Here is a 23,050-nt window from a genome sequence, read left to right on the forward strand (position 1 = left end):
CATACACTCCCCTAAGCCAGTTTATTGATTTCAAACAACATTAATATGTACTGATAAACCGAACCACTCGAGGTCAAAATGAATAGGTCTACTTTATTACAATAAAAAAACAGCTCTACTTAGAAAATCCAGTAGAGCTGTTTTATTTTCAAACCAATTTATGGTATATTCTATTCTAAGAAATCCTTAAGACGTTTACTGCGACTCGGATGGCGTAATTTACGAAGAGCTTTCGCTTCGATTTGTCGAATACGCTCACGTGTTACACCAAATACTTTACCAACCTCTTCCAATGTACGGGTTCTGCCATCATCTAACCCAAAACGTAAACGAAGAACATTCTCTTCACGGTCTGTTAAAGTATCCAATACATCTTCCAGCTGTTCTTTCAATAATTCATATGCTGCATGATCAGAAGGAGATGTGGCATCCTGGTCTTCAATGAAATCTCCCAGGTGAGAGTCATCTTCTTCACCAATTGGTGTTTCTAATGATACAGGTTCTTGAGCAATTTTTAAAATCTCGCGAACTTTTTCCGGTGTTAAGTCCATTTCTTCAGCTATCTCTTCTGGAGAAGGCTCGCGTCCTAAATCTTGAAGGAGCTGTCTTTGGACCCGGATTAGTTTATTAATGGTTTCTACCATATGCACCGGAATACGGATTGTTCTGGCTTGGTCAGCAATAGCACGAGTGATAGCTTGTCTGATCCACCATGTTGCATACGTACTGAATTTGAAACCTTTACGGTAGTCAAATTTCTCAACTGCTTTAATTAACCCCATATTACCTTCCTGAATCAAATCAAGGAACAACATGCCGCGTCCTACGTATCTTTTCGCAATGCTGACAACGAGACGAAGGTTAGCTTCCGCCAGACGTCTTTTCGCTTCTTCATCGCCTTCTTCTATACGCTCTGCCAAAACAATTTCTTCTTCAGCAGATAATAGATCAACACGACCAATTTCCTTTAGGTACATGCGTACAGGGTCATTAATTTTTACACCTGGAGGAACACTTAGATCATTTAAATCAAACTCTTCTTCTTTTTCAAGTTCTTGAGTCCCTGGATTATCATCAGCATCACTTTCATTCACTATATCAATACCCTGTTCTCCAAGATATTCATAAAATTCATCCATTTGTTCTGAATCAAGCACGAAGCTGGAAAGTCTCTCTGCTACATCCTCATAGGTAAGGCGGTTTCGCTTTTTCCCTAGCTCTGTAATAAATTCTTTTACCTGATCTAATGTCATTTCTGTGTTGTTATCTACTTCTTTTTCTTTGGAACGTGCTGACTTTTCAGCCATTTGTTCCCCTCCTTCTCAATCCACTTCTTATTTAAAGTCATAAAGAATTTCTTAACGAGATGAGCTCGATTCCTAATTCGACAGCACGGCTTGTGTCCTGTCTTCTTGTGGCCTCAAGTAGCTCTGCCTCTTTTTCCTTAATGACTAATAATTTTTGATATTTAGTGATTTGGTGGACATAATCATTTAATTCCTGTTCACTCGGATCGTGATTATAGGTCATCATTTCGATTTCTGTTACAATCTTACGTAAATTTGGATCCGGAAGAAAATGCAGAAACAAACTTGTATCAGCTTCGTGGTCTTCTTCATAAAAAGCAAATAAATACGTAATAATGGCCTGGTGATCATCCACTATCATCTGATTTTCTCCAAGCATTTTTTGAATACGAAATGCAAGTTCACGATCATGGAGCATTAAAGCCAGCAAAGTCTCCTCTGCTTTTATATAAGCAGGTTTCATCCGATTATCCCTACGCACAGTAGTAAATGCTTGCATTTGGTTATTCGGATTAGGAGAGTTTTTTGCCTTCTTATTATGTTTACCCACTTTGCTCTGTTGATTAAGCAAAGAATCAAGAGAAAGTGTGAATTCTGTAGCAATTTGCCTCAAATAAAATTCTCTTTCCACTTCACTATCAAGCTTTGCTGTTTCACGAAGGACTTGATCGATGTAGTCCATCTTATCTCCTTCGTTTGCAAAGTTCTTCCCTCTTTTATGGTAAATCATTTTAAAAGAGATATACGTATGAGCGGCCCCTATTATATCATTTTGGAATTTTTCTTCTCCAAATTCCTTGATATAGTCATCGGGATCATACCCATTAGGCATGACTGCAATTTTCACCTGACAGCCGCTCTCCCGGATCAAATCAGCCGTTTTATTTGCTGCCTCTATCCCCGGGACATCCGAATCATAACAGATGATAATGGTATCTGTACTTCGTTTAAGCAATTGAAGGTGCTGTTCCGTTAATGCTGTACCCATCGTTGCAACACCATTGTGTACCTCTGCACGATCTGCAGATATACAATCAGCAAATCCTTCAAACAAGATAGCTGCGCCTTTTTTTCTTATAAACGGGCGAGCCAGATGATAGTTATATACTATTTTGCTCTTGTTAAATAGAGGTGTCTCAGGACTATTTAAATACTTTGGTTCATCACCGGCTGCAAGCGCTCTTCCAGAAAAAGCAATTGTTTTACCTTGCCTGTCAAAGATCGGAAACATAATTCTATTTCGGAATCGATCGAAATAATTCTGTCCGTCTTCCCGTTTAACCAGCAAACCTGCTTTTTCCATACGTTCGATTGAAAAGTTTCGCTTCTTTAGGAAATTATGCACATAATCCCAGGAATCCAATGAGTACCCTATCTGAAATTTTTCTATGGATTCCATTGTAAATCCACGACTCAGCAGATATTCCAGGGCGTCCTGACCCTGTTTTGTATTTACAAGCAAATGATGGTAAAATTTCCTTAACAGCTCATGTGCTTCCTTCATATCATCGAGTTCATGACGGGGCTTTGTCCCATCCGAAGATTCATTTTCATGAATATCTAATGGTATATTGGCCCTCTCAGCCAAACTTTTTGCAGCTTCTGTGAAGGAATATCCTTCTATGTCCATTAAAAATGTAAATACATTCCCTCCGGCACCACATCCAAAACAATGGAAGATTTGTTTATCAGGGGCTACAGAAAATGATGGACTGTTTTCATTATGAAATGGACATAGACCAAAGTAATTTCGACCTTGTTTTTTTAGCTGAACATATTCACCAACGACATCAGCGATATCATTTTTATTGCGAATTGCGTTCACTGTTTCTTCTGGTATTAATTGGTTTTTCAAATTTTAACACCTGTTTCATAATAAGCATGAATAACTTAATTCTATATCGGTCCCTGAAATCCTTCAATTTTCGACAATATTTTTTGTAATGCTTCCGAAAATTTATTTTTATCAAGGTCCTTTATTTTCCTTGGCCCTTTTTCATACTTGCCGGATCTCCTTGCTTTTGCATTCAAATGCCTGGTTTCAAGAAATGAATCAATTTCATTATCTGTTATCTCTTTACCTCTTGATGTTAAGACGTAAGCATGTTTAGCAAGACATCCTGCAGCCAATCCTATATCTTCAGTAATTACAATATCATGCCGCTTTAAATGATTTAATATATATAAATCTGCCGCATCTCTTCCCGGTTCTACCCATTTCCAGGTAACATCAGGATAACGGTCGGTAGTATTGGTATAGGCTGCCACAAAGTTAATATCTACTTCATATGGTTTGCATACGCTCAAAACCTCTTCTTTAACCGGGCAGGCATCCGCATCTACAAAAACCGTTAAACGACTCTTCCTTTGTATTTCTACATCTCTCATCTTAATCCTTCTTTTTTCCAGGCTGATTATCCATTTGTCGAATTATTTTTTTTAGGACTTCTTGACTTTTTGTTTTTTAAAAGCTTATTCTAGTTTATTCCTTTATAAATAACTCTAAACCTGATGAAAGGTATTTTATCACGATTTTTTATTATAAAATAAATCTTGTCAAATTGCCACACTTTTCACTCGTATAACATAATCCTATATTTTACATGTAAAAAACATGCTTCCGCATGCCTTTTTTATTGTTGTTTATTTACGATATTAACAATAATATTTGCAGTTTCTTCTACGGCCTTATTAGTTACATCAATAACTGGGCAATTTAATTTATTAACAATTGCTTCAAAGTAAGCTAATTCTTCTTTTATGCGATCCATATTTGCATAAACCGCACTATCATTCAATCCAAGAGACTTTAAACGTTCTTTTCTGATATTGTTTAATTTTTCACTGCTAATCGCCAATCCAATGCACTTATTAGGATTTATCTTGAATAATTCTTCAGGAGGTTCAACTTCTGGAACAAGCGGGACATTCGCCACCTTAAATCGTTTATGTGCCAAAAATTGAGATAAAGGAGTTTTTGAGGTACGTGATACACCCAATAGTACAATATCAGCCTTGACAATTCCTTTTGGATCTCTTCCATCATCATATTTCACTGCAAATTCAATTGCCTCAACACGCTTAAAATAATTTTCATCCAGCTTTCTAACCAATCCAGGTTCATTTAAAGCTTGTTCTCCAAACTTATTTTCAAGCGTATCGATGAAAGGTCCAATTATATCAAAGGATACGATCTCTTTTTCTGCAGCTTTTTTAGCCATATACTCGCGTATTTCCGGCTTTACCAATGTATAAGCAATAATTGCATTATCCATTTCAGCTAAGCTCAATACCTCATCAATGGTCGATATATCTTCCACGAATGGTATTCGCTTAAGCGTGATATTATGATTACTAAATTGACTCACTGCTGCCTTTGTCACAAGGTCAGCTGTTTCACCCACTGAATCCGAAACCACATATATGATAGATTGATTCATTGTCTCCTCCAGTAATGAATAATTTCTCTTTTATCTAAAATTGGTTAATGGTCGTCTCTCGCCAAACCAACAAACGCCTTTGTAATGTTTGTTTTAGTTAACCGGCCTGTGACTTCAAAGCCTTTTGGACTCTTTTTAACAACCGGTAGGGCATCAATCTGCTTATCGATTAATTTCTCTGCCACATCAATCAGCAAATCTTCTTTCGTACATATCGTAATATTAGGCATCCTTGTCATAATAATATGTACCGGAATACTGCTTAATTCCTGTTGACCGAGACTAGCTCTTAACAGATCTTTCCTGGAAAGAACACCAACAAGAAGCGACTCTTTATCCACAACAAATAAAGTACCCACATCTTCCAAAAACATGGTGCATATTGCATCATAAACAGATACACCTTCACTGACAACAATCGGTATAGACTGATAATCTCCGACCAATAGCTTTTTAAGATTATCCGTGAGCAATTGGGTTTCCGTCCTGCCTGTGTAGAAATACCCTACACGCGGCCTTGCATCCAAATAACCAGCCATTGTCAGAATCGCTAAGTCTGGGCGCAATGTTGCACGTGTTAAATTTAATTGTTCGGCAATATTTTCGCCTGTAATCGGCCCATTATCTTTAACAATTTGAAGGATCTGTTCTTGTCTTTTGCTTAGTTCGATCTTACTCACCACCCTAAAGTGCCCATATACTTAAATTATATAATTTAATTATAAACTATTTATCCATGAAGTGTAATAAATCCACTTAATTTAAAATAAGCCTGCCCAATAAGGGGACATCGCATTCCTTATTGAGCAAGCTTTACCTTAAAATTTAATTTTTGCTTGTAAAAAGGCTGGAAGTTCTTCGATACTGATACGAGTTTGCTCCATTGTATCACGGTCACGTACAGTTACTTGCTTATCCTCAACTGAATCAAAATCATATGTGATACAGAAAGGTGTTCCAATTTCATCATGACGACGATATCGTTTACCGATAGAACCAGCTTCATCATAGTCTACCATAAAGTCCTCTGACAGTTTGGCAAATACTTCTTTTGCCCCCTCAGAAAGCTTTTTGGACAACGGCAATACTGCAGCTTTGTATGGCGCCAGTGCCGGATGAAGATGCATTACCGTACGGGAAGTACCATCTTCAAGCTGTTCTTCTTCATATGCATCAATTAAGTAAGCCAATGTAACGCGGTCTGCTCCCAGAGATGGCTCAATACAATAAGGAATATACTTTTCGTTTGTCTCAGGATCCAAGTAGTTGAAGTCTTCTCCTGAATACTCCATATGTCTCTTTAAATCAAAGTCTGTACGAGAAGCAATCCCCCAAAGCTCTCCCCAGCCAAATGGGAATTTATATTCAAAATCAGTGGTTGCATTACTGTAATGAGATAGTTCTTCCTCCTCATGGTCACGAAGGCGGAAGTTTTCCTTTTTCATACCTAATGATAACAGCCAATTTTCAGCATAATCTTTCCAATATTGGAACCATTCCAGTTCAGAACCTGGTTTGCAGAAGAATTCCAATTCCATTTGTTCAAATTCACGTGTACGGAATGTAAAGTTACCTGGTGTAATCTCGTTACGGAAGCTCTTACCAACCTGAGCAATACCAAAAGGCAATTTCTTTCTCATTGTACGCTGTACGTTTTTAAAATTAACAAAAATACCTTGTGCTGTTTCAGGACGAAGGAAGATTTCATTTGTACTTGTTTCAGTAACACCCTGGAATGTTTTAAACATTAGGTTAAATTGTCTAATTTCCGTAAAATCCTTTGCTCCACAATCTGGACATGCAATATCATTCTCTTGAATCAATTCTTGCATTTTATCAAAAGATAAGCCATCCACGATCATTTCTGTACCTTTAGCTTGCAATGCATCCTCAATCAATTTATCCGCACGATGACGAGCTTTACATTTCTTACAATCAATCATTGGATCATTAAAGTTTCCGATATGACCGGAAGCCTCCCACGTACGTGGATTCATTAATATTGCAGAATCAAGGCCCACATTGTATGGTGATTCTTGAATAAACTTCTTCCACCATGCTTTTTTAATATTGTTTTTTACCTCTACGCCAAGAGGGCCATAATCCCACGTATTCGCAAGTCCTCCGTAGATTTCGGAGCCGGGAAAAATAAATCCTCTATGTTTCGCGTGTGACACAATTTGATCCATTGATACTGTCATATTCGTTCTCTCCTTTGTACAAATTAAAAAAACTCTCGTCTCTATGCTTTTTAAGAGCATAGGGACGAGAGTTAACCCGCGGTTCCACCCTATTTGCCGGTTTTCCGGCCACTTTGTATGCGTTACTCCAGACTGCCTTCTTTGGTTGATATGTTCCGGCTTACACCAGCCCCGGACTCGCTTGGCATATCGTAATCCAAATACTACTTTCCTTCACTGTAACTACATATTAATTTATCTCACATTCTATACAATAACGACCTACATTGTCAATACAATCATATAAAGGAAATGATTAAAAATTCCCTTTAAATTTATTCATTTGATTTAAAAAACGCTTTGCCTTTAATTCTACACCTAAGTACTCGCCATAGTACGCATCCAGGACTTTTCGGATTTCCTGTTTGGTCTCATCTTTAATAGATATGGTACCAAGGCGATTTAAGTCCATGTAATACAAGATACGCAAAATCCTAACGACAGCCGGTGATATCTTAATTTTATAAGGATCAATATGCTCGCATCGATGACATAATAACCCGCCTTCTCTTACAGAAAAGGAAAATGTACCGTCCTGTGCTCCACAATTCACGCATCGGCTTAACTCAGGTCCGAATCCAAAAACGTTTAACATCTTCAATTCGACTATATTCATAATGACTTCCGGATCATATTCCTCATTGATATAATGGAGCGATAAATAAATTAGGTCATATAAGGATGGGTGAGGTTTTCTCTCCTCTGTTCCTTTATCCAGTAATTCAGCGATAAAGGCAGCATAGGCAGTTAAGAAAATATCCTCACGAATGGAACGGAAGGATTCTTTGGTCTCCGCTTGCTGTAATTGACCCAGCCCACGGCTCGCCTGAAATAAATATGTACCATAATGAAACAACTGAGTGACAGCTGAGAAGCGGCTGTTTGGCTTTTTCGCTCCTCTAGCCATCACTCCAATTTTTCCAAATTCTCTGGTATATAACGTAATAATTTTATTTGTTTCACCATAGTCAGTACTGCGAATGACAATTCCTTCGCACTTTGTTAGCACGTCACTCACTCCAATATGACGGCAAGATTATTAAATTATAGGGATTTCCATTTCTTCGTGATCCTCTTTAATCACATCAGGTTGGCCTTCATTCTGTCTTTCAAGTTCCTTAAAAAGAAGATAAGTATCCACACTGCCGGTTTGTCTAAAAACATTCCAGGTAAAGCTAATCATACTTATTCCACCTTTCGTTCATAGAAACGCTAATTGTCTCCCCTTACCTAACATTAGCTTCACCAACCTGAAAAAAATCATGTGATTAAAAATTTACTAATTCCGTTTCCCTATATTGCCGAATAAAATTATTTTTCAATGGAAAAGCCTGAAGGAAGCAGGTTATGAAGACTTGGCCACAGGATGTGGCGTTTTTAGTCTTTGATCCTTGATTCAGACCCTACGTCCTGCTTTTTACGCAATTGAGCTTCGACTCCTAACTCCTCGAGTCATAAGTGTAGCCACTGCGGAGGCCTACACGATGTTGGTCACAAAGACGTTGCCACACGATGTGGCGTTCTTAGTCTTTGATCCTTGATTCAGCTCCTACGTCCTGCTTTTTATGCAATCCGAGCTTCAGGGCCTAGGAGCTCGAGTCATAAGCAAATACTCTACGGGAGAAAAATCCTCCCTCCGAGTATTCGTCTTATGCTTGTCGCGGGCCTATAGGAAGTAGGTCATGAAGACGTTGCCACAGGACGTGGCGTTTTTAGTCTTCGTTCCTTAATTGAGCCCTTCAGCATCTTGGTTAAAATCGAGCTTCGACGGCTAGGAGCTCAGGACATAAGCATAGCCACTGTGGGGGAGAACCTTCCCCTTCGTGCCTCTGTCTTATGCTCCTCGCTCCTGACCAAGCCGTCTCAGCATCTTAATAATCATCTTCCCTAAATCCAATGTCCCTTAGGTGGGAGGCTTTGTTTCTCCAGTCTTTTTGGACTTTTACCCATAGTTCTAGGAATACTTTGGAGCCTAGTAGGTTTTCGATGTCTGTGCGGGCGCGCTGTCCTATTTCTTTTAGCATCGCGCCTTTTTTTCCAATAATGATTCCTTTTTGGGAATCACGTTCTACAATCACCGTTGCCATAATGTGGACGGTCTCTGATTTTTCTTTTCGCTCAATTTTATCAATCACTACTGCAAGGGAATGTGGGACTTCTTCTCTTGTTAAATGCAGCGCTTTTTCACGAATCATCTCTGAAATAATAAAACGTTCTGGGTGATCTGTTATTTGATCAGCTGGATAATATTGCGGCCCCTCTGGCAAATAAGCATTAATTTGCTTTAATAAAGTTTCTATGTTATTTCCTTCAAGAGCAGAAATAGGAACAATTTCAGCAAAATCGTATTTCTCTTTATACGTATCTATGATGCTGAATAATTCATCGGGATGAATCTGGTCAATTTTATTAATGACAAGGAAAACAGGTGTCTTACATGTTTTTAACTTTTCAACAATAAATTCCTCACCGCGCCCAAAGCCCTCCTCGGCGTTTACCATAAAGAGAATAGCATCAACTTCCTGCAACGCAGTTGAAGCCACTTTCATCATAAAATCACCAAGCTTGTGCTTTGGTTTATGAATTCCCGGTGTATCAATAAAAATGATTTGACTTTCATTTGTTGTTAATACGCCTTGAACTTTATTACGTGTGGTTTGCGGTTTATCGCTCATAATGGCAATTTTTTGCCCAATAACTCGGTTGATAAAAGTCGATTTACCCACATTTGGTCTTCCAATAATAGATACAAATCCTGATTTAAATGGTTTATTAGTTTGATTAGTCATGCATTTCCTCCGGTGTAAGGCTCCGGATAACAGCTCCTGATCTTTCGAATCCTCTTTTGTCACACCTTGTATTAGCTTAAAATTACCTACCGGCAGCTCCACAAGAAGTAACAGGATGATCAGTATCAGCTGCTATCGCCAATTTTTTTATATTTGGTTAATCCATGAGAAAAAGCTGAAAAAATGCTTCTTGCACAGCCATACATAGAATAAGCTGCACTTTTATGTAACAGCAATGAATCAGTCACCTTTTCCGGCATCTGCTTCCAATAGGGTTAGTGCATATATCTTACCGCGCTTTTTACTCAATAATTAAACCTTGATTATCCATATCTTACTTTCTCTTCTTCAATTAAACAAGCATGCTCCAGATCTTAGGCAGAAAAATTATAAAACCGATAATAGCCGAAAGAATAGCATACACCAATACTGCTCCGGCAGCTAAATCTTTTGCTGCCTTTGCTAGCGGATGATATTCTCCTGTTACTAGATCCACCACTTTTTCTATCGCTGAATTAATAAGCTCTAACGTCAGCATACCGCCAATCGCAATAAGGACAAATAACCATTCTATTTTTGTAATAGAGAAGTAAGAAGCCGCTATACAAACAACTATAGCGGCAGTCAAATGGAACTTGAAATTTGCTTCTTTTTTTGCTCCATAGAGGATTCCCTGCCAAGCATAATAAAATCCTTTAAAAAAACGGTACAATGGTTTCTTATCTTGTGAGTCCATACTGTTCCAACAATTCTCTTTGTCGTGAAAACATTACTTTTTCGTCCTCTTCATTCATATGGTCATAGCCCAGCAAGTGAAGGAATCCGTGGATTGCTAAAAAACCAAGTTCACGTTCATAAGAATGGCCATATTCTTCAGCCTGTTCCTTCGTACGGTCAATAGAAATAATAATATCCCCTAAGACTGCCGGAACGTCCTCTCCGATAATTTCAATTTCTCCCTCTCCCATTTCTTCCATAGCAAATGAGATAACATCGGTTGGCGCATCTTTTTGACGGTACTCTTTATTAATTTCATGAATACGTTCGTTATTTACAAAAGTTAGAGAAACTTCGCTGCCTTCTGTCACCTTTTCCTGAATAGCTGCAAATTCAAGCAATTTTGTGACGAGCTCCTGTTGTTCTGGAGTTACTTGCTCCGTTTCATCTAAGATATCAATGGTTAAACTCATTTCTTTCACCTACTCTATTCTTTTTCTAATTCTGGATATTCAATGCGATTATGAAATATACCAGCTAACGTTTCACACAAAGACTGACTTACTTTATTCAATTCCTTAAACGTTAAATCGCACTCATTCAACTGTCCATCATTTAGTCTATCAGCAATTATGGACTTTACAAGCTTTTCGATTGTAGCCTGCGTAGGAGACTTTAAGGATCGCACAGCTGCTTCTACACTATCCGCTATCCCAATAATTGCTGCTTCCTTCGTTTGTGCTTTCGGCCCTGGATATCGGAAGTTTTCTTCCTTAACCTCGCCCCCTGCTTCACATGCTTTGTGGTAAAAGAACTTTAGCAGGGTTGTCCCGTGATGCTGCTCAACAATATCGACAATCTCTTTCGGCATTTTATATTTTTTCACCAACTCAGCACCATCAGTCACATGGGAAACAATAATTTTTGTACTTTTCTCCGGTGATAGATGATCATGCGGATTTTCAATATTGACCTGATTCTCGATAAAATAATACGGTCTCTTCGTTTTCCCTATATCATGATAGTAACATCCAACCCTCGCAAGCAATCCATTGGCTCCAATCGCTTCACAAGCTGCTTCAGCAAGATTAGCAACCATCACACTATGATGATAGGTACCGGGAGCCTCCGTTAATATTTTTCGCAAAAGCGGATGATTCGGATTTGATAATTCAATCATCCTCATAGAAGAGAAAATACCAAACCCTGTTTCAATAAAAGGAAGAATTCCAATCGTAAAGACAGCAGAGATGACCCCTGAGGCAATCGCCGCGACAAGAATCATAATGTGATTAATACCGTTTCCGCCGATCCAGATCAGGCCTAATACCACTATCAAATTAATAATTGCATTAATCATACCTGCTCTTAATATGCTAGTACGCGCTATCCCTTGTTTTAATAGAAGGATTCCCGAGATGCCGCTTACAAGAATATAAATCCCCATCGTCACATGTACAGTTCCCGCTAATTCCTCTTTAAACATTATACTGCCGATAACGGAAAGGACAATAGTTATTCCCACAGCATAGCGCTCTCTCATGAGGATTGTTACAAGCATTGCCGCCATCGCTGCGGGAAAGAAATAAGCGATTGATTCCTGGCTTAACCCAACAAATATATGAATTATCTTCATAAGTAGTAATGCCAGCAGATAAACAATACTGAAGATGAATAGATTATCCCGATAGTCTTCATGTTCTTCGTTTCTGATTGTATTACCAAACATTACATAGACACCAGCAAAAACTAACACAATGACTGCAGCCAATCCAACATACGGAAGAAGGGAATCCTCACTATTCAGAAGACCAACCAGCTTTAATTGGCGATAAACATCTGCGTCAATTAAATATCCTTCCTCGGCAATGATCTGTCCCTGAAGAATCCTGACAGGTTCAACGGATTCACTTGCATTTTCCCTTGCTCTCTCTGTTGACTCAGGATCAAAAAACACGTTTTGAATGATTGCATACCTTCCTAAATCAATCGAAGCAGATTTTAATCGAACAGGGAGACTTGAGTATTTTATCCCCTCTTCGACCTTCATCTTGGCATTTTCCACCTCATTTGCCCTTATGCCATCCTTCATGGTTTCATTAATGCTGGTCATCGTAATATCCTTAGCTATCGATAAGTCAGATAAGGATGATCCCAGTAGATTAATCAATGTTTCATCAGTTAGATCTTTATTAACATTATCAGATAATTTCCCTCTTAAATCAGATACATAATCTGATGGCTTCAAGAGTGTTTGTGCCGTATTTTTCTCATCTTTCTCCACCTCTTGATTTTTCAAACCGGCACTAACCACACTCTCTGCCGATGTATAGATTTCATTTATTAAATTAACTCTCTTTTTCACATATTCTTTATTAACTGTATAAACATCCTCAACACTATTAACTGCTTTTTGCTGCTTTTCTTTTGTTTCGACTGGATCTTCTATTGTCTTCGGAGACCGAATTGTCGTTTCAGCAACATTGTAAAGTTCAACATTAAGTTTTTCCGGTTTAACACTGTCAAACAAAAAAATAAAGGAAATGAACGCCATTAATAAAAGAACACCTATCTGCGAAACTGGTTTGGATACCCAATTTTTAAAAGAGCTGCCTATGGTTTTGAATTTCATACGTTTCCCTTTCCGGCGGAGGATTTTATTTATATATAATTTTCTAACACTTTCTGTAATAATAACAGGTTTTATTGTTCCTTTCACTTACAATTGTAAGAATAACAAATTTATAATAAAAAAAGCCACAGTTGATTCTGTGGCATGTTTCTTAACTTTATTATCACTGTTGAGTTGGTCCAAAATTTTCATATGCCTGAATGATTTTTGCAACAAGCGGATGCCTGACCACATCAGTTTGATCTAGGTGGATAAACTTAATGCCTGAAACATCTTTTAATATTCGTTCAGCTGCCCTTAACCCTGATTGGACACCACGTGGCAGATCTATTTGTGAAGTATCACCCGTAACAACTATTTTAGAGCCAAATCCCAGTCGAGTTAAAAACATTTTCATTTGGGCCTGTGTTGTATTTTGAGCTTCGTCCAGGATTACAAATGCATCATCAAGCGTTCTTCCCCGCATATAGGCTAAGGGAGCTATTTCGATTGTGCCACGCTCAATCAGCCTGGTTGTTTGTTCTAATCCTAAGATGTCATGAAGAGCATCATAAAGAGGTCGTAAATATGGATCCACTTTTTCTTTTAGATCTCCCGGTAAAAAGCCCAAGCTTTCACCTGCTTCGACAGCTGGCCTTGTTAAAATAATTCGTTTAACATGTCCATTTTTCAACGCAGTCACAGCCATAACAACAGCTAAATACGTTTTTCCTGTTCCGGCAGGTCCAATTCCAAATACTAGATCTTTTGCTCTAATAGCAGAGATGTATTCTTTCTGGCCCAATGTTTTTACACGAATTGATTTACCTTTAGCGCTTCTGGCAATTTCCTCATCATATAAATCAGAAAAATACTCCAATGTACCGCTATTGGATAAATTTATGGCATAAACAACCTCACGAGGTCCGATTTTAATTCCTTTTCGTATAATGACTAAAAGCGTTTGCAGAATCTCATCCGCTTTTTCTAAGTTCTCAGGATTACCGGACACACTTATTGTTTCGCCCCTGGAAACAATACTGACTCCAAGCTCGCTTTCCAATATCTTCAGATTACTATCATGTACACCAAATAGTTCAACTGCCTCATTTGGTGATTCCAATTGTAAATTAATCAATTTAGACTTCTCTGACATTCCTTAGTCTCCTTGAATCATCGGTTGTCCGATTGCAATATTTTCTAAAACTTTATAATGTATAGTCATTTTAACTTTACCATTGTCAAGCTGGTTTTTCAAAATTTTTTCATTCAAAATAGTTGCATCATCAGGGGCATTCTTTAGAACATCCTTTTTCCCCATATTCATCGCCTGCTTCTCCGCCTCGATTTTTGTATAGATCCGTGTCACCTTTTCTTTACTGCGATAGATCTTTTTATGAAAGGCAATAGGAACCTCCCACTTCAAAAATTTAAATGTTTTTTCATCCTCTTCCACTTCATATTCTTTGAAGTTATGTTCACCAAATCCCCATATCGGCACATGGGCATTTCCAAAACTTAGACTGTATTTATTTTTAGCATCACCATTAAACACATATAAATTCGTTTCGAGCGGAACCTCCACGCTTGTTTTATACCAGGCTTCACCCATGACCTTTCCTTTAGCTCCTACAAATTTTTGATTATCCTCTTTACCAATAAAACCGCTAACCAGGATTTGCCCCTTGCTGACAACCTGATGCTTTTCTACTAAGCCTTGTCCTCTTTCAACCATCGTTTGGACAATGGTCGCTTTTTTTGCGGAAATGAGATTCACATATAAATCAGCAGAATTCTTTTTAGGCTGCTTTTTTTCAACAACCTGAAAATGAAAGGTCGTCCCTTCCAGCTGTACGCCAATCCAGGTAATGGACGGTACCCGTTCACTGAGCTCCTTTTGTATATCTTCCATATCCCCAACAGCAAACTGGAGCTTCCCAACTTTTATATTCATATCATCCAATTCTTTACTGATTTGATGTTCAATTGCCGGACTGGCTCCTTCTATTTTTATCCCCCAAATCATATTGGATAGAATAAAAATGATCATAAAAAACATCATCACACCGACCACGAGACCACTGTACCTTTTCAGCTTTAAGGCAAAAAAAGGCCCTCCTCTTCTTTCTAAAAAAGAGACCTTACAGCCGCTGTTTCTTACTGCCTTCCTCAATTGAGGAACGTCAGATAGCTTCATATAAAAAACAACTGTTTCTGTGCCCATATTTTTCGCATCCCAAACTTGAATACCCTCTTTAAGCATTCTGTTTATAAATCGTTCTGTACCTTGTCCCTTTATTTTCACTTTAATATAGCCAGTAATAGTATTCGTCCATTGGTTTTTCATAAGAACCTCCTATTAGGTTATTCTTCGAGGAATATAACTTGATCAATTTTCCCTTCAAGTAAGATTTCTTCCGGAAGAATAGTTTTTAATACAAAAGCCTGACCTTTGACAAGGAGTTGTCCGTTCTTAAGCAGCAATCTTAATTCCTGGTCTGAAAATGTAAGTAAGCCTTTATGATTCTCTATGTAAATATGAATTTGACCCACCATCGTAATCCTTGGCAAATCCATCATGATATCCTGGGGCAGGTCCATTGCGGCCGTGACCCACCTCTTCAAACGATACCCCCATGCACGAGCCATAAGGAAACCTCCCTTTCCGCCGGTTAATATCTTCGTAATCGTTACAGGCTGTTCTGTAAAATCACCTCATAATCATACTTATTCGTTAAGAGGTCATTAAATGCTTAATTAAAACGTTCCGTTATCAATAATCTGACGGAGAGAAGACGTTGTTATCATTTATAATCCGATGTACATTCTAACGTTTACTTGATTAGCAAATAGTGTTGTAGAGTTTGATTGGTCAGATTTCATCTGTTTAAATCAATCAAGTAAAAGCTATGACCAATTACCATAGAAAGAATTGGGATTAAATGTTAAAATATTTTGTAAAAGTTAATTCAGACTATTCAATTAAATAACCTAAATCATGTAAAAGTGGACTTTCAACTATATAATTGAGGGTAAATAAAGGAGCTGACCGGAATGCCAAAATCTAATGCAAGACCTAAAATACACATACCGAAAACAAAAAGTGAGAGGATATGGGATACTATTGGTTATTCATGTTATATTGGATCTTTACTTTTTTTAATCTATATTTGGGGTGAACTTCCAGATAAAGTACCAGCTCATTTTAATGCTAAGGGCGAAGTTGATCGTTGGGGTTCAAAACTAGAACTTCTTATTTTGCCTATTATAGGTGCATTTCTTGCTGTATCAATGCATTTTGTCGAGAAATTTCCAGAATCACATAATTATCCTCAACGATTAAACAAAGAGAACGCTAAAGAATTTTATTTAAATAGCAGAAAAATAACAAATCAATTAAAAGCTATGTGTCTCATTATTTTTACATTAATTATTATTGAATCCGTTTCAATCGCGTTAGAATGGGGCGACGGACTTGGAGCATGGTTCTTACCAGTATTAATAGTGGGTGTTTCTATCCCCATCATATTAGGCATAATTAAACAAAGTAAGATTAGATAGCCAAATTCTCGATTTCCCTTATTCTTGATAGACGCCAAACTCTCTGCGTTGATCTATGTAATTCTGGAAAAATTTCATTTTTAACAATAAAAAAACTGCAGACGAAAACTTCAAAAAGTTTCTGTCTGCAGGCACTATAAGTAACTTTTATCTAATCTGTTTCCTTTTTGAACGGGGAGGACCCAATATTTCTGACATAACAAACGCTTCCTGCAGGTTGATATTCCGTACATCAAATCCCTGTTTAGAAGGCTTGACATGTCTTTCTGTTGCTTGTTTTACTGCTTTTTGAACTATTGGCTTGAATTCCCTCGGGACAATTACATCAACCGGGGTTTCCTTTATAACAACCGGCTTCTCAGCTTGCTGTACTTTCTTCTTCTGAGCTTCGTACTGCTCCTTTATTGTTTGAGCAAGAGAGGTTGCTTCTCTTTGCAAATCAGGATGCCCGCTTAATTTCTTTTTAATTTCTCTTTCGCGTTCCTGGATTTTTTTCCGGATATCATCATCCTGTTTCCCCCCAATAGGTTGTGATTGTCCCTTAACAGGTTCACTTTTGTTTTTTGGAGGAGATGTATATTTTCTATTTTGCGTTTCATCAGGCTTCTCTGTACCTTTATCCCTTTGAAAGAACCAGCTTATTAAAGTTATAATCAAAAACAGGATAATGGGATTATCCCATATAGCTCCCATACTCATGGGCAGGACCTCCTTTCCCAGCAATCAGATAGGGAAATTATTCATCATCTGTATTTCGATCATCCTTGTTGGCTTTGCTTATGGATTCTCTCATATGTGTATCAGATGCAAGGTTTTGATAGTTCATATAATCCATAACGCCCATATTCCCCGCTTTGAAAGCTTGAGCCATTGCAAGCGGTACTTCGGCTTCAGACTCAACAACTTTTGCACGCATTTCTTCTACTCTTGCTTTCATCTCTTGTTCTTGTGCAATCGCCATAGCACGGCGCTCTTCAGCTTTTGCTTGCGCAATTTTTTTATCTGCTTCTGCTTGTTCTGTTTGCAGCTCTGCACCAATATTTTTGCCGATATCCACATCAGCTATATCAATAGATAAAATCTCAAATGCTGTTCCGGCATCCAGACCTTTACTTAAGACAGTTTGAGAGATACGTTCCGGATTTTCCAACACAGTTGTATGACTTTCACTGGAACCAATGGTGGAGATTACACCCTCACCAACCCTCGCGATAACAGTCTCTTCACCTGCACCCCCAACCAAACGCTCAATATTGGCACGTACAGTGATTCTAGCCTTTGCTTTAACCTCAATCCCATTAATAGCAACACCCGCAATAAACGGCGTTTCTATGACTTTAGGGTTAACACTCATTTGTACAGCTTCCAGCACATCACGTCCTGCAAGGTCAATAGCTGCACAACGTTCAAATGTCAAATCAATATTGGCACGATGAGCCGCAATTAGCGCATTAACAACCCGATCTACATTACCACCGGCTAGATAATGACTTTCCAGTTGATTCGTTGTTACATTTAGACCTGCTTTTGACGCTTTAATTAAAGGATTGATAACACGGCTTGGAGATACTCGACGCAATCTCATCCCAATCAATGTAAAGATGCTTACTCTCACTCCTGAAGCGATTGCTGAAATCCAAAGCATAACTGGTACAAAAGTGAATAGTACTGCCAATAAAATGATAACTAAAGCAATGCCCACAAGAGCAAAAATAGATGCTGATGTTAATACCATTTGTTTATAACTCCCTTCATACTTCTAATTATTATGAATCTAATGGTCGTACTACTATACGGGAACCTTCTGTTTTAATTACTTTGACATGCGTTCCCTTCGTTACAAAACTACCTTCACTTACCACGTCAATTCTTTCCCCTTCAAGCGAGAGTGTTCCAGAAGGACGCAGGTCAGTGACAAGAACACCTACTTTTCCAACTAAATCATGACGATTAATATTGGAAACATATCCACTCTCCGTATTCGTAGAATCTGTGAGTATAATCCTATTAAAGGCTGTCATTTTCTTTCCAAATACTTTAATTAATATCACACTTGCTATAAATCCTGCAATCAATGCAATTAATATTGCGATTGCCATATGCTCCACATCCCCCGCAGCAAGAAAGAAGCTTGCTATAATTGCCATAAAACCAATAATTCCTACAATACCGCCAGGAAGGAATAATTCCAGTAATAGGAATGCTATTCCAACTATAAATAAGATTAACGGTTCATATCCGGCCAGACCTGATACCATATGTCCATAAAAAAACAATAACAGAGACGTAATACCGGCAAAACCAGGTAAGCCAAAACCAGGTGAATAAAGCTCAACGACAAGACCTATTGTGCCAATCGACAATAAAATAGGAATCACAATAGGATTCGTAAGGAAACGGGCTACTTTATCAGCAAAGCTTTCACCAAATTGAATTAATTCAGCTTTTTCATATCCCAGCGTTTTTAATAATTCCTTTTGATTTCCAACTGTACCTTCACTATAACCAACCTTTACAGCCTGGTTTGCTGTCAGCGTAAGCAGCTCTCCTTTTTCCGCTCCATACTCTGGCAAATCAATATCCTCATCAGCCATTGCTTTAGCATATAACGGATCTCTTCCACTTGATTCAGCAGCCTTTTGCATATTTGCAAGCCAATAGGATTGCGCTTTTTTATCAGCTGCATTACCATCAGATGTTATGACAGCAGCTGCACCCATTGTTGCACCGGGTACCATATAGATCTCATCAGCATTTAAAGAAATAAATGCACCGGCAGATAGGGCTCGGTTATTAACAAAGGCTATTGTTTTTAATTTAGTATTTGCAAATGTTTCACCGATCTCATCTGCTGCATCTACCGCCCCGCCAGGTGTATTAATATCGAATATAATCGCTTCTGCCCCATCCTTCTCAGCGGTTGCTATTGCTCTTTTCAGGAAGTTAGATAGACCTTTTTCCACCTCATTTTGCAGAGGGACTATGTATACTTTATCAGTATTCGCATTTCCTGACGGCGGACCTGCAATTCCAATTAAAAAAAATGCAAAGATGATCATAATTGACCACCATCTTTTCCTCATACCTGTTCACCCCTCCTTTCTTCTCCATTTTTGACGTCTTAATTCATTATACGTTATTTACATGCATAAGTTTCACAATACTTTGATATTCATCATATAATTAATTTACGGGATATAAAAAACCCGCAATTAAAATTGCGGGTTTTAAACGTCTTATTTTGTAAGATTTTGCAGTACAAGTTTATTGACTAAAGATCCATCAGCTTTACCCTTCACTTTTGGCATGACTGCGGACATTACTTTGCCCATGTCAGCCTTGGAAGTGGCATTCGTCTCGGCAATCGCTTGAGTAACAATCGCATTTAACTCATCCTCGGATAATTGCTGTGGCAAATATGCCTCGACAATCTCGATTTCTGATTGAAGCTTTTCGACCAAATCTTGGCGTCCTGCTTTATCAAATTCCTGGAGGGAGTCTTTGCGTTGCTTTAATTCGCGAGAAAGTACGGTTAACTCTTCATCTTCGGATAATTCTTGTTTACCAAGCTTTATTCCTTCATTTTGAAGAGAAGCCTTCACCATTCGGATGACGGAGAGCTTGTCTTTTTCTCTGTTCTTCATAGCTTGTTTCATATCGCTGTTTAAACGCTCAACAAGACTCATTTAAGGGCACCTCTTTTAGAACTTGCGTTTTCTCGCAGCTTCAGACTTTTTCTTACGTTTTACACTAGGTTTTTCATAGAATTCGCGCTTTCTTACTTCCTGCATAGTACCTTGCTTGGAAACTGTGCGTTTGAAGCGTCGAAGAGCATCTTCAAGCGATTCGTTTTTCTTAACGACTGTTTTAGACATCTCTTTCCCTCCCTCCGAGCACAACAACTCTAATTTCCTACACATAGAAGGAAACCATGTACCTTCAAATTATAATATATGTGTCGTTCAAGGTCAACTGTTATTCCTATAATCGTGTAGGTTAATTAAATGATATTTATAATACAGATTTAAACTCTCCAATCTTCCTATCTATATATACCTCATTTTAAAAAAATAAAAACGGGCTGATGCAATCTGCACCAGCCCCACTGCCTAATATTATGAATTAACTACAGCTTGTTCGACCATATCATCCATCACACGGACAAATTGTCCTTCATTGTATGGATATCCGGCTTTTGTAATTTTTACTTTCACAATCTTTCCAACCATATCTTCCGTTGCAGGGAACACGACTTTCAAATAGTTATCTGAATATCCTTGATAGAGTCCTTTTGTCTCTCCATCTTCATATAGTTCCTCTGGAATCACTTCTAGAACTTCATTTTCATAGCTGGAAGCATATTCTTTCGCAATTTGCTCAGATAGTGAAATCAAGCGATGCACTCGATCGTTTTTAACATCCTCATCCACTTGATCTTCCATGCGGGCAGCTGGTGTACCAGTACGTTTGGAATAAGGGAATACATGCAGTTCAGAGAAACGATGATCTTTTATGAAATTATATGTTTCCATAAACTCTTCCTCTGTTTCACCAGGGAACCCAACAATCACATCTGATGTAACCGCTAAGTCAGGAAGTACTTCACGCAATCTTTCCAGTCTTTCTGCAAAGAATTCAGTAGAATACTTACGACGCATACGTTTAAGGACCGTATTAGAAGCTGATTGTATCGGAATATGCAAGTGAGGCACTACTTTATCAGACTCACGCAATACTTCAATCACTTCATCTGTTATTTGAGAGGCTTCAATGGATGAAATACGAATTCGTTTCAAACCTGCCACTTTTTGATCGAGTTCTCTCAATAGCATAGCGAGATTATAATCCTTCAAGTCTTCACCATAACCACCTGTATGAATACCTGTCAGGACAATTTCTTTATAGCCCGCTGCGACAAGCTGCTGAGCTTGACGAATAACTTCCTGCGGATCACGGGAGCGTAGCAATCCGCGCGCCCAAGGAATAATACAGAATGTACAGAAGTTATTACATCCTTCCTGAATTTTCAGGGAGGCACGCGTACGATCTGTAAAAGCAGGTACATCCATTTCTTCATAAACTCTCGTTTTCATGATATTTCTTACGCCATTAATAGGCTGTCTTTCAGTTAAATACGTATCGATATAACCTATTAATTTATCACGGTCCTGCGTTCCAACAACTATGTCCACTCCTGGAATCGCCATAATTTCTGCCGGTGAGGTTTGTGCATAACAACCCGTTACACAAATAACAGCATCAGGATTCTTACGCACTGCCCTGCGAATAATCTGCCGGCTTTTTTTATCTCCTGTATTCGTAACAGTACATGTATTAATAACATAAACATCCGAGCGTTGTTCAAAATCGACTCTTTCATATCCTGAAGCTTGAAACAGCTGCCATATCGCTTCTGTCTCATAATGATTCACTTTACATCCTAATGTATGGAACGCTACAGTTGCCATTCCCTTCACCTCGCTAATTCTAATTGATAAGATATGGCTGACAATGCGTATAAAGGAGCAGTCTCTGTACGTAAAATACGCGGTCCAAGACTGCATGTTTGAAAGCCATTTTCTAAAAGTTGATTCACTTCCGCGGTATCCAAGCCGCCTTCAGGGCCAAATACCATTAAAAGAGACTGCCCTGGTACCATCCCTCTAATTGTTTTCGCCAATTGCGAAGATTCCCCTTGCTTAGCGTCTTCTTCATAAGCAACTAGCTTATAATCATAGCTTTCAGCAAGATCTAACAATCTGCGAATATCTACAGGATCGTAAACACTGGGTATTTCAGTACGATGGGATTGTTCTGCAGCTTCCTTCGCTATTTTCCGAAGCCGTTCTGTTTTCTTTGCAGCTTTTTTAGAATCCCATTTTACAATAGAACGAGTTGCATTAAAAGGGATAAAGGTATTTGCACCCAATTCTGTCCCTTTTTGGATAATCAATTCTAGTTTATCCCCTTTAGGCAAACCGTTCACAATGGTAACTTGAATGGGCAGTTCTTTTGTTCCTTCTATCCAATCAATAATGCGGCCAGTCAGAGCTTTATCTTGAATGGATTCAATTTTGACGATCGCCGTTTTTTTATCAATAACTCCATAAAATGTATCACCTGGATTCATTCGCATGACCCGGGTCATATGGTGAAAATCATCTCCGGTTATCGTTACTTCAAATTGATTTTCTAAATTCTCAATAAAATATCTCTGCATGGCCTGCACCTTTCTATCCTTAAAATCAATAACGCCTAAAGCATTATTGCGGCGGAAAAACGTTTAGGCTCCTGCCTAATAATCCCTTACGAAATTCCGGTCTTCCGCTAGAGTCCTTAACTTAAGTAAGTGGGAGTTTGAACTCCCACTATACTCTAACATCCA

The 23,050-nt window shown here is 38.4% G+C and carries 23 protein-coding genes; 1 reads left to right on the forward strand and 22 read right to left on the reverse strand.

What is annotated here, in order from left to right:
* Positions 1–170: 170 nt before the first annotated feature.
* From rpoD to yqfC, 15 genes are all read right to left on the reverse strand, one after another.
* Positions 171–1,307 carry an RNA polymerase sigma factor RpoD gene (gene rpoD, locus F7984_RS13760; RefSeq protein ID WP_066105200.1) on the reverse strand — a complete coding sequence of 379 codons (1,137 nt, stop codon included), beginning with the start codon at positions 1,305–1,307 and terminating at the stop codon, positions 171–173.
* A gap of 37 nt (positions 1,308–1,344) precedes the next feature.
* Positions 1,345–3,162 carry a DNA primase gene (gene dnaG / locus F7984_RS13765; RefSeq protein ID WP_140462006.1) on the reverse strand — a complete coding sequence of 606 codons (1,818 nt, stop codon included), beginning with the start codon at positions 3,160–3,162 and terminating at the stop codon, positions 1,345–1,347.
* A 41-nt stretch (positions 3,163–3,203) separates the two neighbouring features.
* Positions 3,204–3,695 carry a YaiI/YqxD family protein gene (locus F7984_RS13770; protein WP_066105206.1) on the reverse strand — a complete coding sequence of 164 codons (492 nt, stop codon included), beginning with the start codon at positions 3,693–3,695 and terminating at the stop codon, positions 3,204–3,206.
* 245 nt (positions 3,696–3,940) lie between these two features.
* On the reverse strand, positions 3,941–4,747 hold the full coding sequence (locus tag F7984_RS13775; protein ID WP_066105209.1) for a pyruvate, water dikinase regulatory protein: 807 nt from the start codon (positions 4,745–4,747) through the stop codon (positions 3,941–3,943).
* A 44-nt stretch (positions 4,748–4,791) separates the two neighbouring features.
* Positions 4,792–5,430, reverse strand: a complete 639-nt coding sequence (locus F7984_RS13780; protein ID WP_066105212.1) for a transcriptional regulator CcpN — start codon at positions 5,428–5,430, stop codon at positions 4,792–4,794.
* Between the two features lie 135 nt (positions 5,431–5,565).
* On the reverse strand, positions 5,566–6,948 hold the full coding sequence (locus tag F7984_RS13785) for a glycine--tRNA ligase (protein ID WP_066105215.1): 1,383 nt from the start codon (positions 6,946–6,948) through the stop codon (positions 5,566–5,568).
* Between the two features lie 295 nt (positions 6,949–7,243).
* A complete protein-coding gene (gene recO, locus F7984_RS13790) occupies positions 7,244–7,996 on the reverse strand; it encodes a DNA repair protein RecO (RefSeq protein ID WP_066105218.1) in 753 nt (250 codons plus the stop codon).
* Between the two features lie 30 nt (positions 7,997–8,026).
* Positions 8,027–8,170, reverse strand: a complete 144-nt coding sequence (locus F7984_RS13795) for a YqzL family protein (RefSeq protein ID WP_066105219.1) — start codon at positions 8,168–8,170, stop codon at positions 8,027–8,029.
* A gap of 688 nt (positions 8,171–8,858) precedes the next feature.
* Entirely contained in the window at positions 8,859–9,776 is a 918-nt protein-coding gene (gene era, locus F7984_RS13800; RefSeq protein ID WP_066105222.1) for a GTPase Era, read from the reverse strand.
* A 352-nt stretch (positions 9,777–10,128) separates the two neighbouring features.
* Complete coding sequence (locus tag F7984_RS13805; RefSeq protein ID WP_066105225.1) at positions 10,129–10,512, reverse strand: diacylglycerol kinase family protein; 384 nt, start codon at positions 10,510–10,512, stop codon at positions 10,129–10,131.
* The gene (gene ybeY / locus F7984_RS13810) at positions 10,496–10,966 is read right to left on the reverse strand and encodes an rRNA maturation RNase YbeY (RefSeq protein ID WP_066105227.1); all 471 of its coding nucleotides are present in this window, start codon (positions 10,964–10,966) and stop codon (positions 10,496–10,498) included. Before ybeY ends, F7984_RS13805 begins: the two co-directional genes overlap by 17 nt.
* A 14-nt stretch (positions 10,967–10,980) precedes the next feature.
* A complete protein-coding gene (locus F7984_RS13815; protein ID WP_318839186.1) occupies positions 10,981–13,212 on the reverse strand; it encodes an HD family phosphohydrolase in 2,232 nt (743 codons plus the stop codon).
* Positions 13,213–13,288: 76 nt separating this feature from the next.
* The gene (locus F7984_RS13820) at positions 13,289–14,260 is read right to left on the reverse strand and encodes a PhoH family protein (RefSeq protein WP_066105233.1); all 972 of its coding nucleotides are present in this window, start codon (positions 14,258–14,260) and stop codon (positions 13,289–13,291) included.
* Between the two features lie 3 nt (positions 14,261–14,263).
* The gene (gene yqfD / locus F7984_RS13825; protein WP_066105236.1) at positions 14,264–15,451 is read right to left on the reverse strand and encodes a sporulation protein YqfD; all 1,188 of its coding nucleotides are present in this window, start codon (positions 15,449–15,451) and stop codon (positions 14,264–14,266) included.
* Positions 15,452–15,468: 17 nt separating this feature from the next.
* Entirely contained in the window at positions 15,469–15,753 is a 285-nt protein-coding gene (gene yqfC, locus F7984_RS13830; RefSeq protein ID WP_066105239.1) for a sporulation protein YqfC, read from the reverse strand.
* A gap of 405 nt (positions 15,754–16,158) precedes the next feature.
* Between yqfC and F7984_RS13835 the strand changes: the two genes are divergently transcribed.
* The gene (locus F7984_RS13835; RefSeq protein ID WP_140462005.1) at positions 16,159–16,665 is read left to right on the forward strand and encodes a DUF1648 domain-containing protein; all 507 of its coding nucleotides are present in this window, start codon (positions 16,159–16,161) and stop codon (positions 16,663–16,665) included.
* Positions 16,666–16,812: 147 nt separating this feature from the next.
* Here the strand turns inward: F7984_RS13835 and F7984_RS13840 are convergent, their stop codons facing one another.
* The 7 genes from F7984_RS13840 to F7984_RS13870 form a co-directional block, all read right to left on the reverse strand.
* Positions 16,813–17,364 (reverse strand): hypothetical protein, encoded by a 552-nt coding sequence (locus tag F7984_RS13840; RefSeq protein WP_066105245.1) that lies wholly within the window; start codon positions 17,362–17,364, stop codon positions 16,813–16,815.
* A 37-nt stretch (positions 17,365–17,401) separates the two neighbouring features.
* The gene (gene floA / locus F7984_RS13845) at positions 17,402–18,400 is read right to left on the reverse strand and encodes a flotillin-like protein FloA (RefSeq protein WP_066105247.1); all 999 of its coding nucleotides are present in this window, start codon (positions 18,398–18,400) and stop codon (positions 17,402–17,404) included.
* A gap of 31 nt (positions 18,401–18,431) precedes the next feature.
* Complete coding sequence (locus tag F7984_RS13850; protein WP_066105250.1) at positions 18,432–19,748, reverse strand: NfeD family protein; 1,317 nt, start codon at positions 19,746–19,748, stop codon at positions 18,432–18,434.
* 153 nt (positions 19,749–19,901) lie between these two features.
* Positions 19,902–20,351, reverse strand: a complete 450-nt coding sequence (locus F7984_RS13855) for a GatB/YqeY domain-containing protein (RefSeq protein ID WP_066105252.1) — start codon at positions 20,349–20,351, stop codon at positions 19,902–19,904.
* Between the two features lie 15 nt (positions 20,352–20,366).
* A complete protein-coding gene (gene rpsU, locus F7984_RS13860; protein WP_066105253.1) occupies positions 20,367–20,540 on the reverse strand; it encodes a 30S ribosomal protein S21 in 174 nt (57 codons plus the stop codon).
* 240 nt (positions 20,541–20,780) lie between these two features.
* Positions 20,781–22,133, reverse strand: coding sequence for a tRNA (N(6)-L-threonylcarbamoyladenosine(37)-C(2))-methylthiotransferase MtaB (gene mtaB / locus F7984_RS13865; protein ID WP_139892594.1), 1,353 nt, complete (start codon positions 22,131–22,133; stop codon positions 20,781–20,783).
* A 5-nt stretch (positions 22,134–22,138) separates the two neighbouring features.
* Complete coding sequence (locus F7984_RS13870) at positions 22,139–22,885, reverse strand: 16S rRNA (uracil(1498)-N(3))-methyltransferase (protein ID WP_140462004.1); 747 nt, start codon at positions 22,883–22,885, stop codon at positions 22,139–22,141.
* Positions 22,886–23,050: the final 165 nt, after the last annotated feature.

Source organism: Pradoshia sp. D12, from assembly GCF_008935075.1.
GTDB lineage: Bacteria > Bacillota > Bacilli > Bacillales > Pradoshiaceae > Pradoshia.

What these genes read in the sequence shown, in the direction of transcription:
- F7984_RS13835 (WP_140462005.1), top strand. Translation starts at nt 16,159, where the DNA reads ATGCCAAAATCTAATGCAAGACCTAAAATACACATACCGAAAACAAAA.
- F7984_RS13840 (WP_066105245.1), bottom strand. Translation starts at nt 17,364, where the DNA reads ATGAGTATGGGAGCTATATGGGATAATCCCATTATCCTGTTTTTGATT.
- F7984_RS13855 (WP_066105252.1), bottom strand. Translation starts at nt 20,351, where the DNA reads ATGAGTCTTGTTGAGCGTTTAAACAGCGATATGAAACAAGCTATGAAG.
- yqfC (WP_066105239.1), bottom strand. Translation starts at nt 15,753, where the DNA reads ATGGCTCGTGCATGGGGGTATCGTTTGAAGAGGTGGGTCACGGCCGCA.
- F7984_RS13805 (WP_066105225.1), bottom strand. Translation starts at nt 10,512, where the DNA reads ATGGACTCACAAGATAAGAAACCATTGTACCGTTTTTTTAAAGGATTT.
- F7984_RS13850 (WP_066105250.1), bottom strand. Translation starts at nt 19,748, where the DNA reads ATGAGGAAAAGATGGTGGTCAATTATGATCATCTTTGCATTTTTTTTA.
- yqfD (WP_066105236.1), bottom strand. Translation starts at nt 15,451, where the DNA reads ATGAAAAACCAATGGACGAATACTATTACTGGCTATATTAAAGTGAAA.
- rpoD (WP_066105200.1), bottom strand. Translation starts at nt 1,307, where the DNA reads ATGGCTGAAAAGTCAGCACGTTCCAAAGAAAAAGAAGTAGATAACAAC.
- F7984_RS13770 (WP_066105206.1), bottom strand. Translation starts at nt 3,695, where the DNA reads ATGAGAGATGTAGAAATACAAAGGAAGAGTCGTTTAACGGTTTTTGTA.
- rpsU (WP_066105253.1), bottom strand. Translation starts at nt 20,540, where the DNA reads ATGTCTAAAACAGTCGTTAAGAAAAACGAATCGCTTGAAGATGCTCTT.
- F7984_RS13820 (WP_066105233.1), bottom strand. Translation starts at nt 14,260, where the DNA reads ATGTCAGAGAAGTCTAAATTGATTAATTTACAATTGGAATCACCAAAT.
- F7984_RS13795 (WP_066105219.1), bottom strand. Translation starts at nt 8,170, where the DNA reads ATGATTAGCTTTACCTGGAATGTTTTTAGACAAACCGGCAGTGTGGAT.
- F7984_RS13870 (WP_140462004.1), bottom strand. Translation starts at nt 22,885, where the DNA reads ATGCAGAGATATTTTATTGAGAATTTAGAAAATCAATTTGAAGTAACG.
- era (WP_066105222.1), bottom strand. Translation starts at nt 9,776, where the DNA reads ATGACTAATCAAACTAATAAACCATTTAAATCAGGATTTGTATCTATT.
- F7984_RS13775 (WP_066105209.1), bottom strand. Translation starts at nt 4,747, where the DNA reads ATGAATCAATCTATCATATATGTGGTTTCGGATTCAGTGGGTGAAACA.
- ybeY (WP_066105227.1), bottom strand. Translation starts at nt 10,966, where the DNA reads ATGAGTTTAACCATTGATATCTTAGATGAAACGGAGCAAGTAACTCCA.
- F7984_RS13785 (WP_066105215.1), bottom strand. Translation starts at nt 6,948, where the DNA reads ATGACAGTATCAATGGATCAAATTGTGTCACACGCGAAACATAGAGGA.
- floA (WP_066105247.1), bottom strand. Translation starts at nt 18,400, where the DNA reads ATGGTATTAACATCAGCATCTATTTTTGCTCTTGTGGGCATTGCTTTA.
- mtaB (WP_139892594.1), bottom strand. Translation starts at nt 22,133, where the DNA reads ATGGCAACTGTAGCGTTCCATACATTAGGATGTAAAGTGAATCATTAT.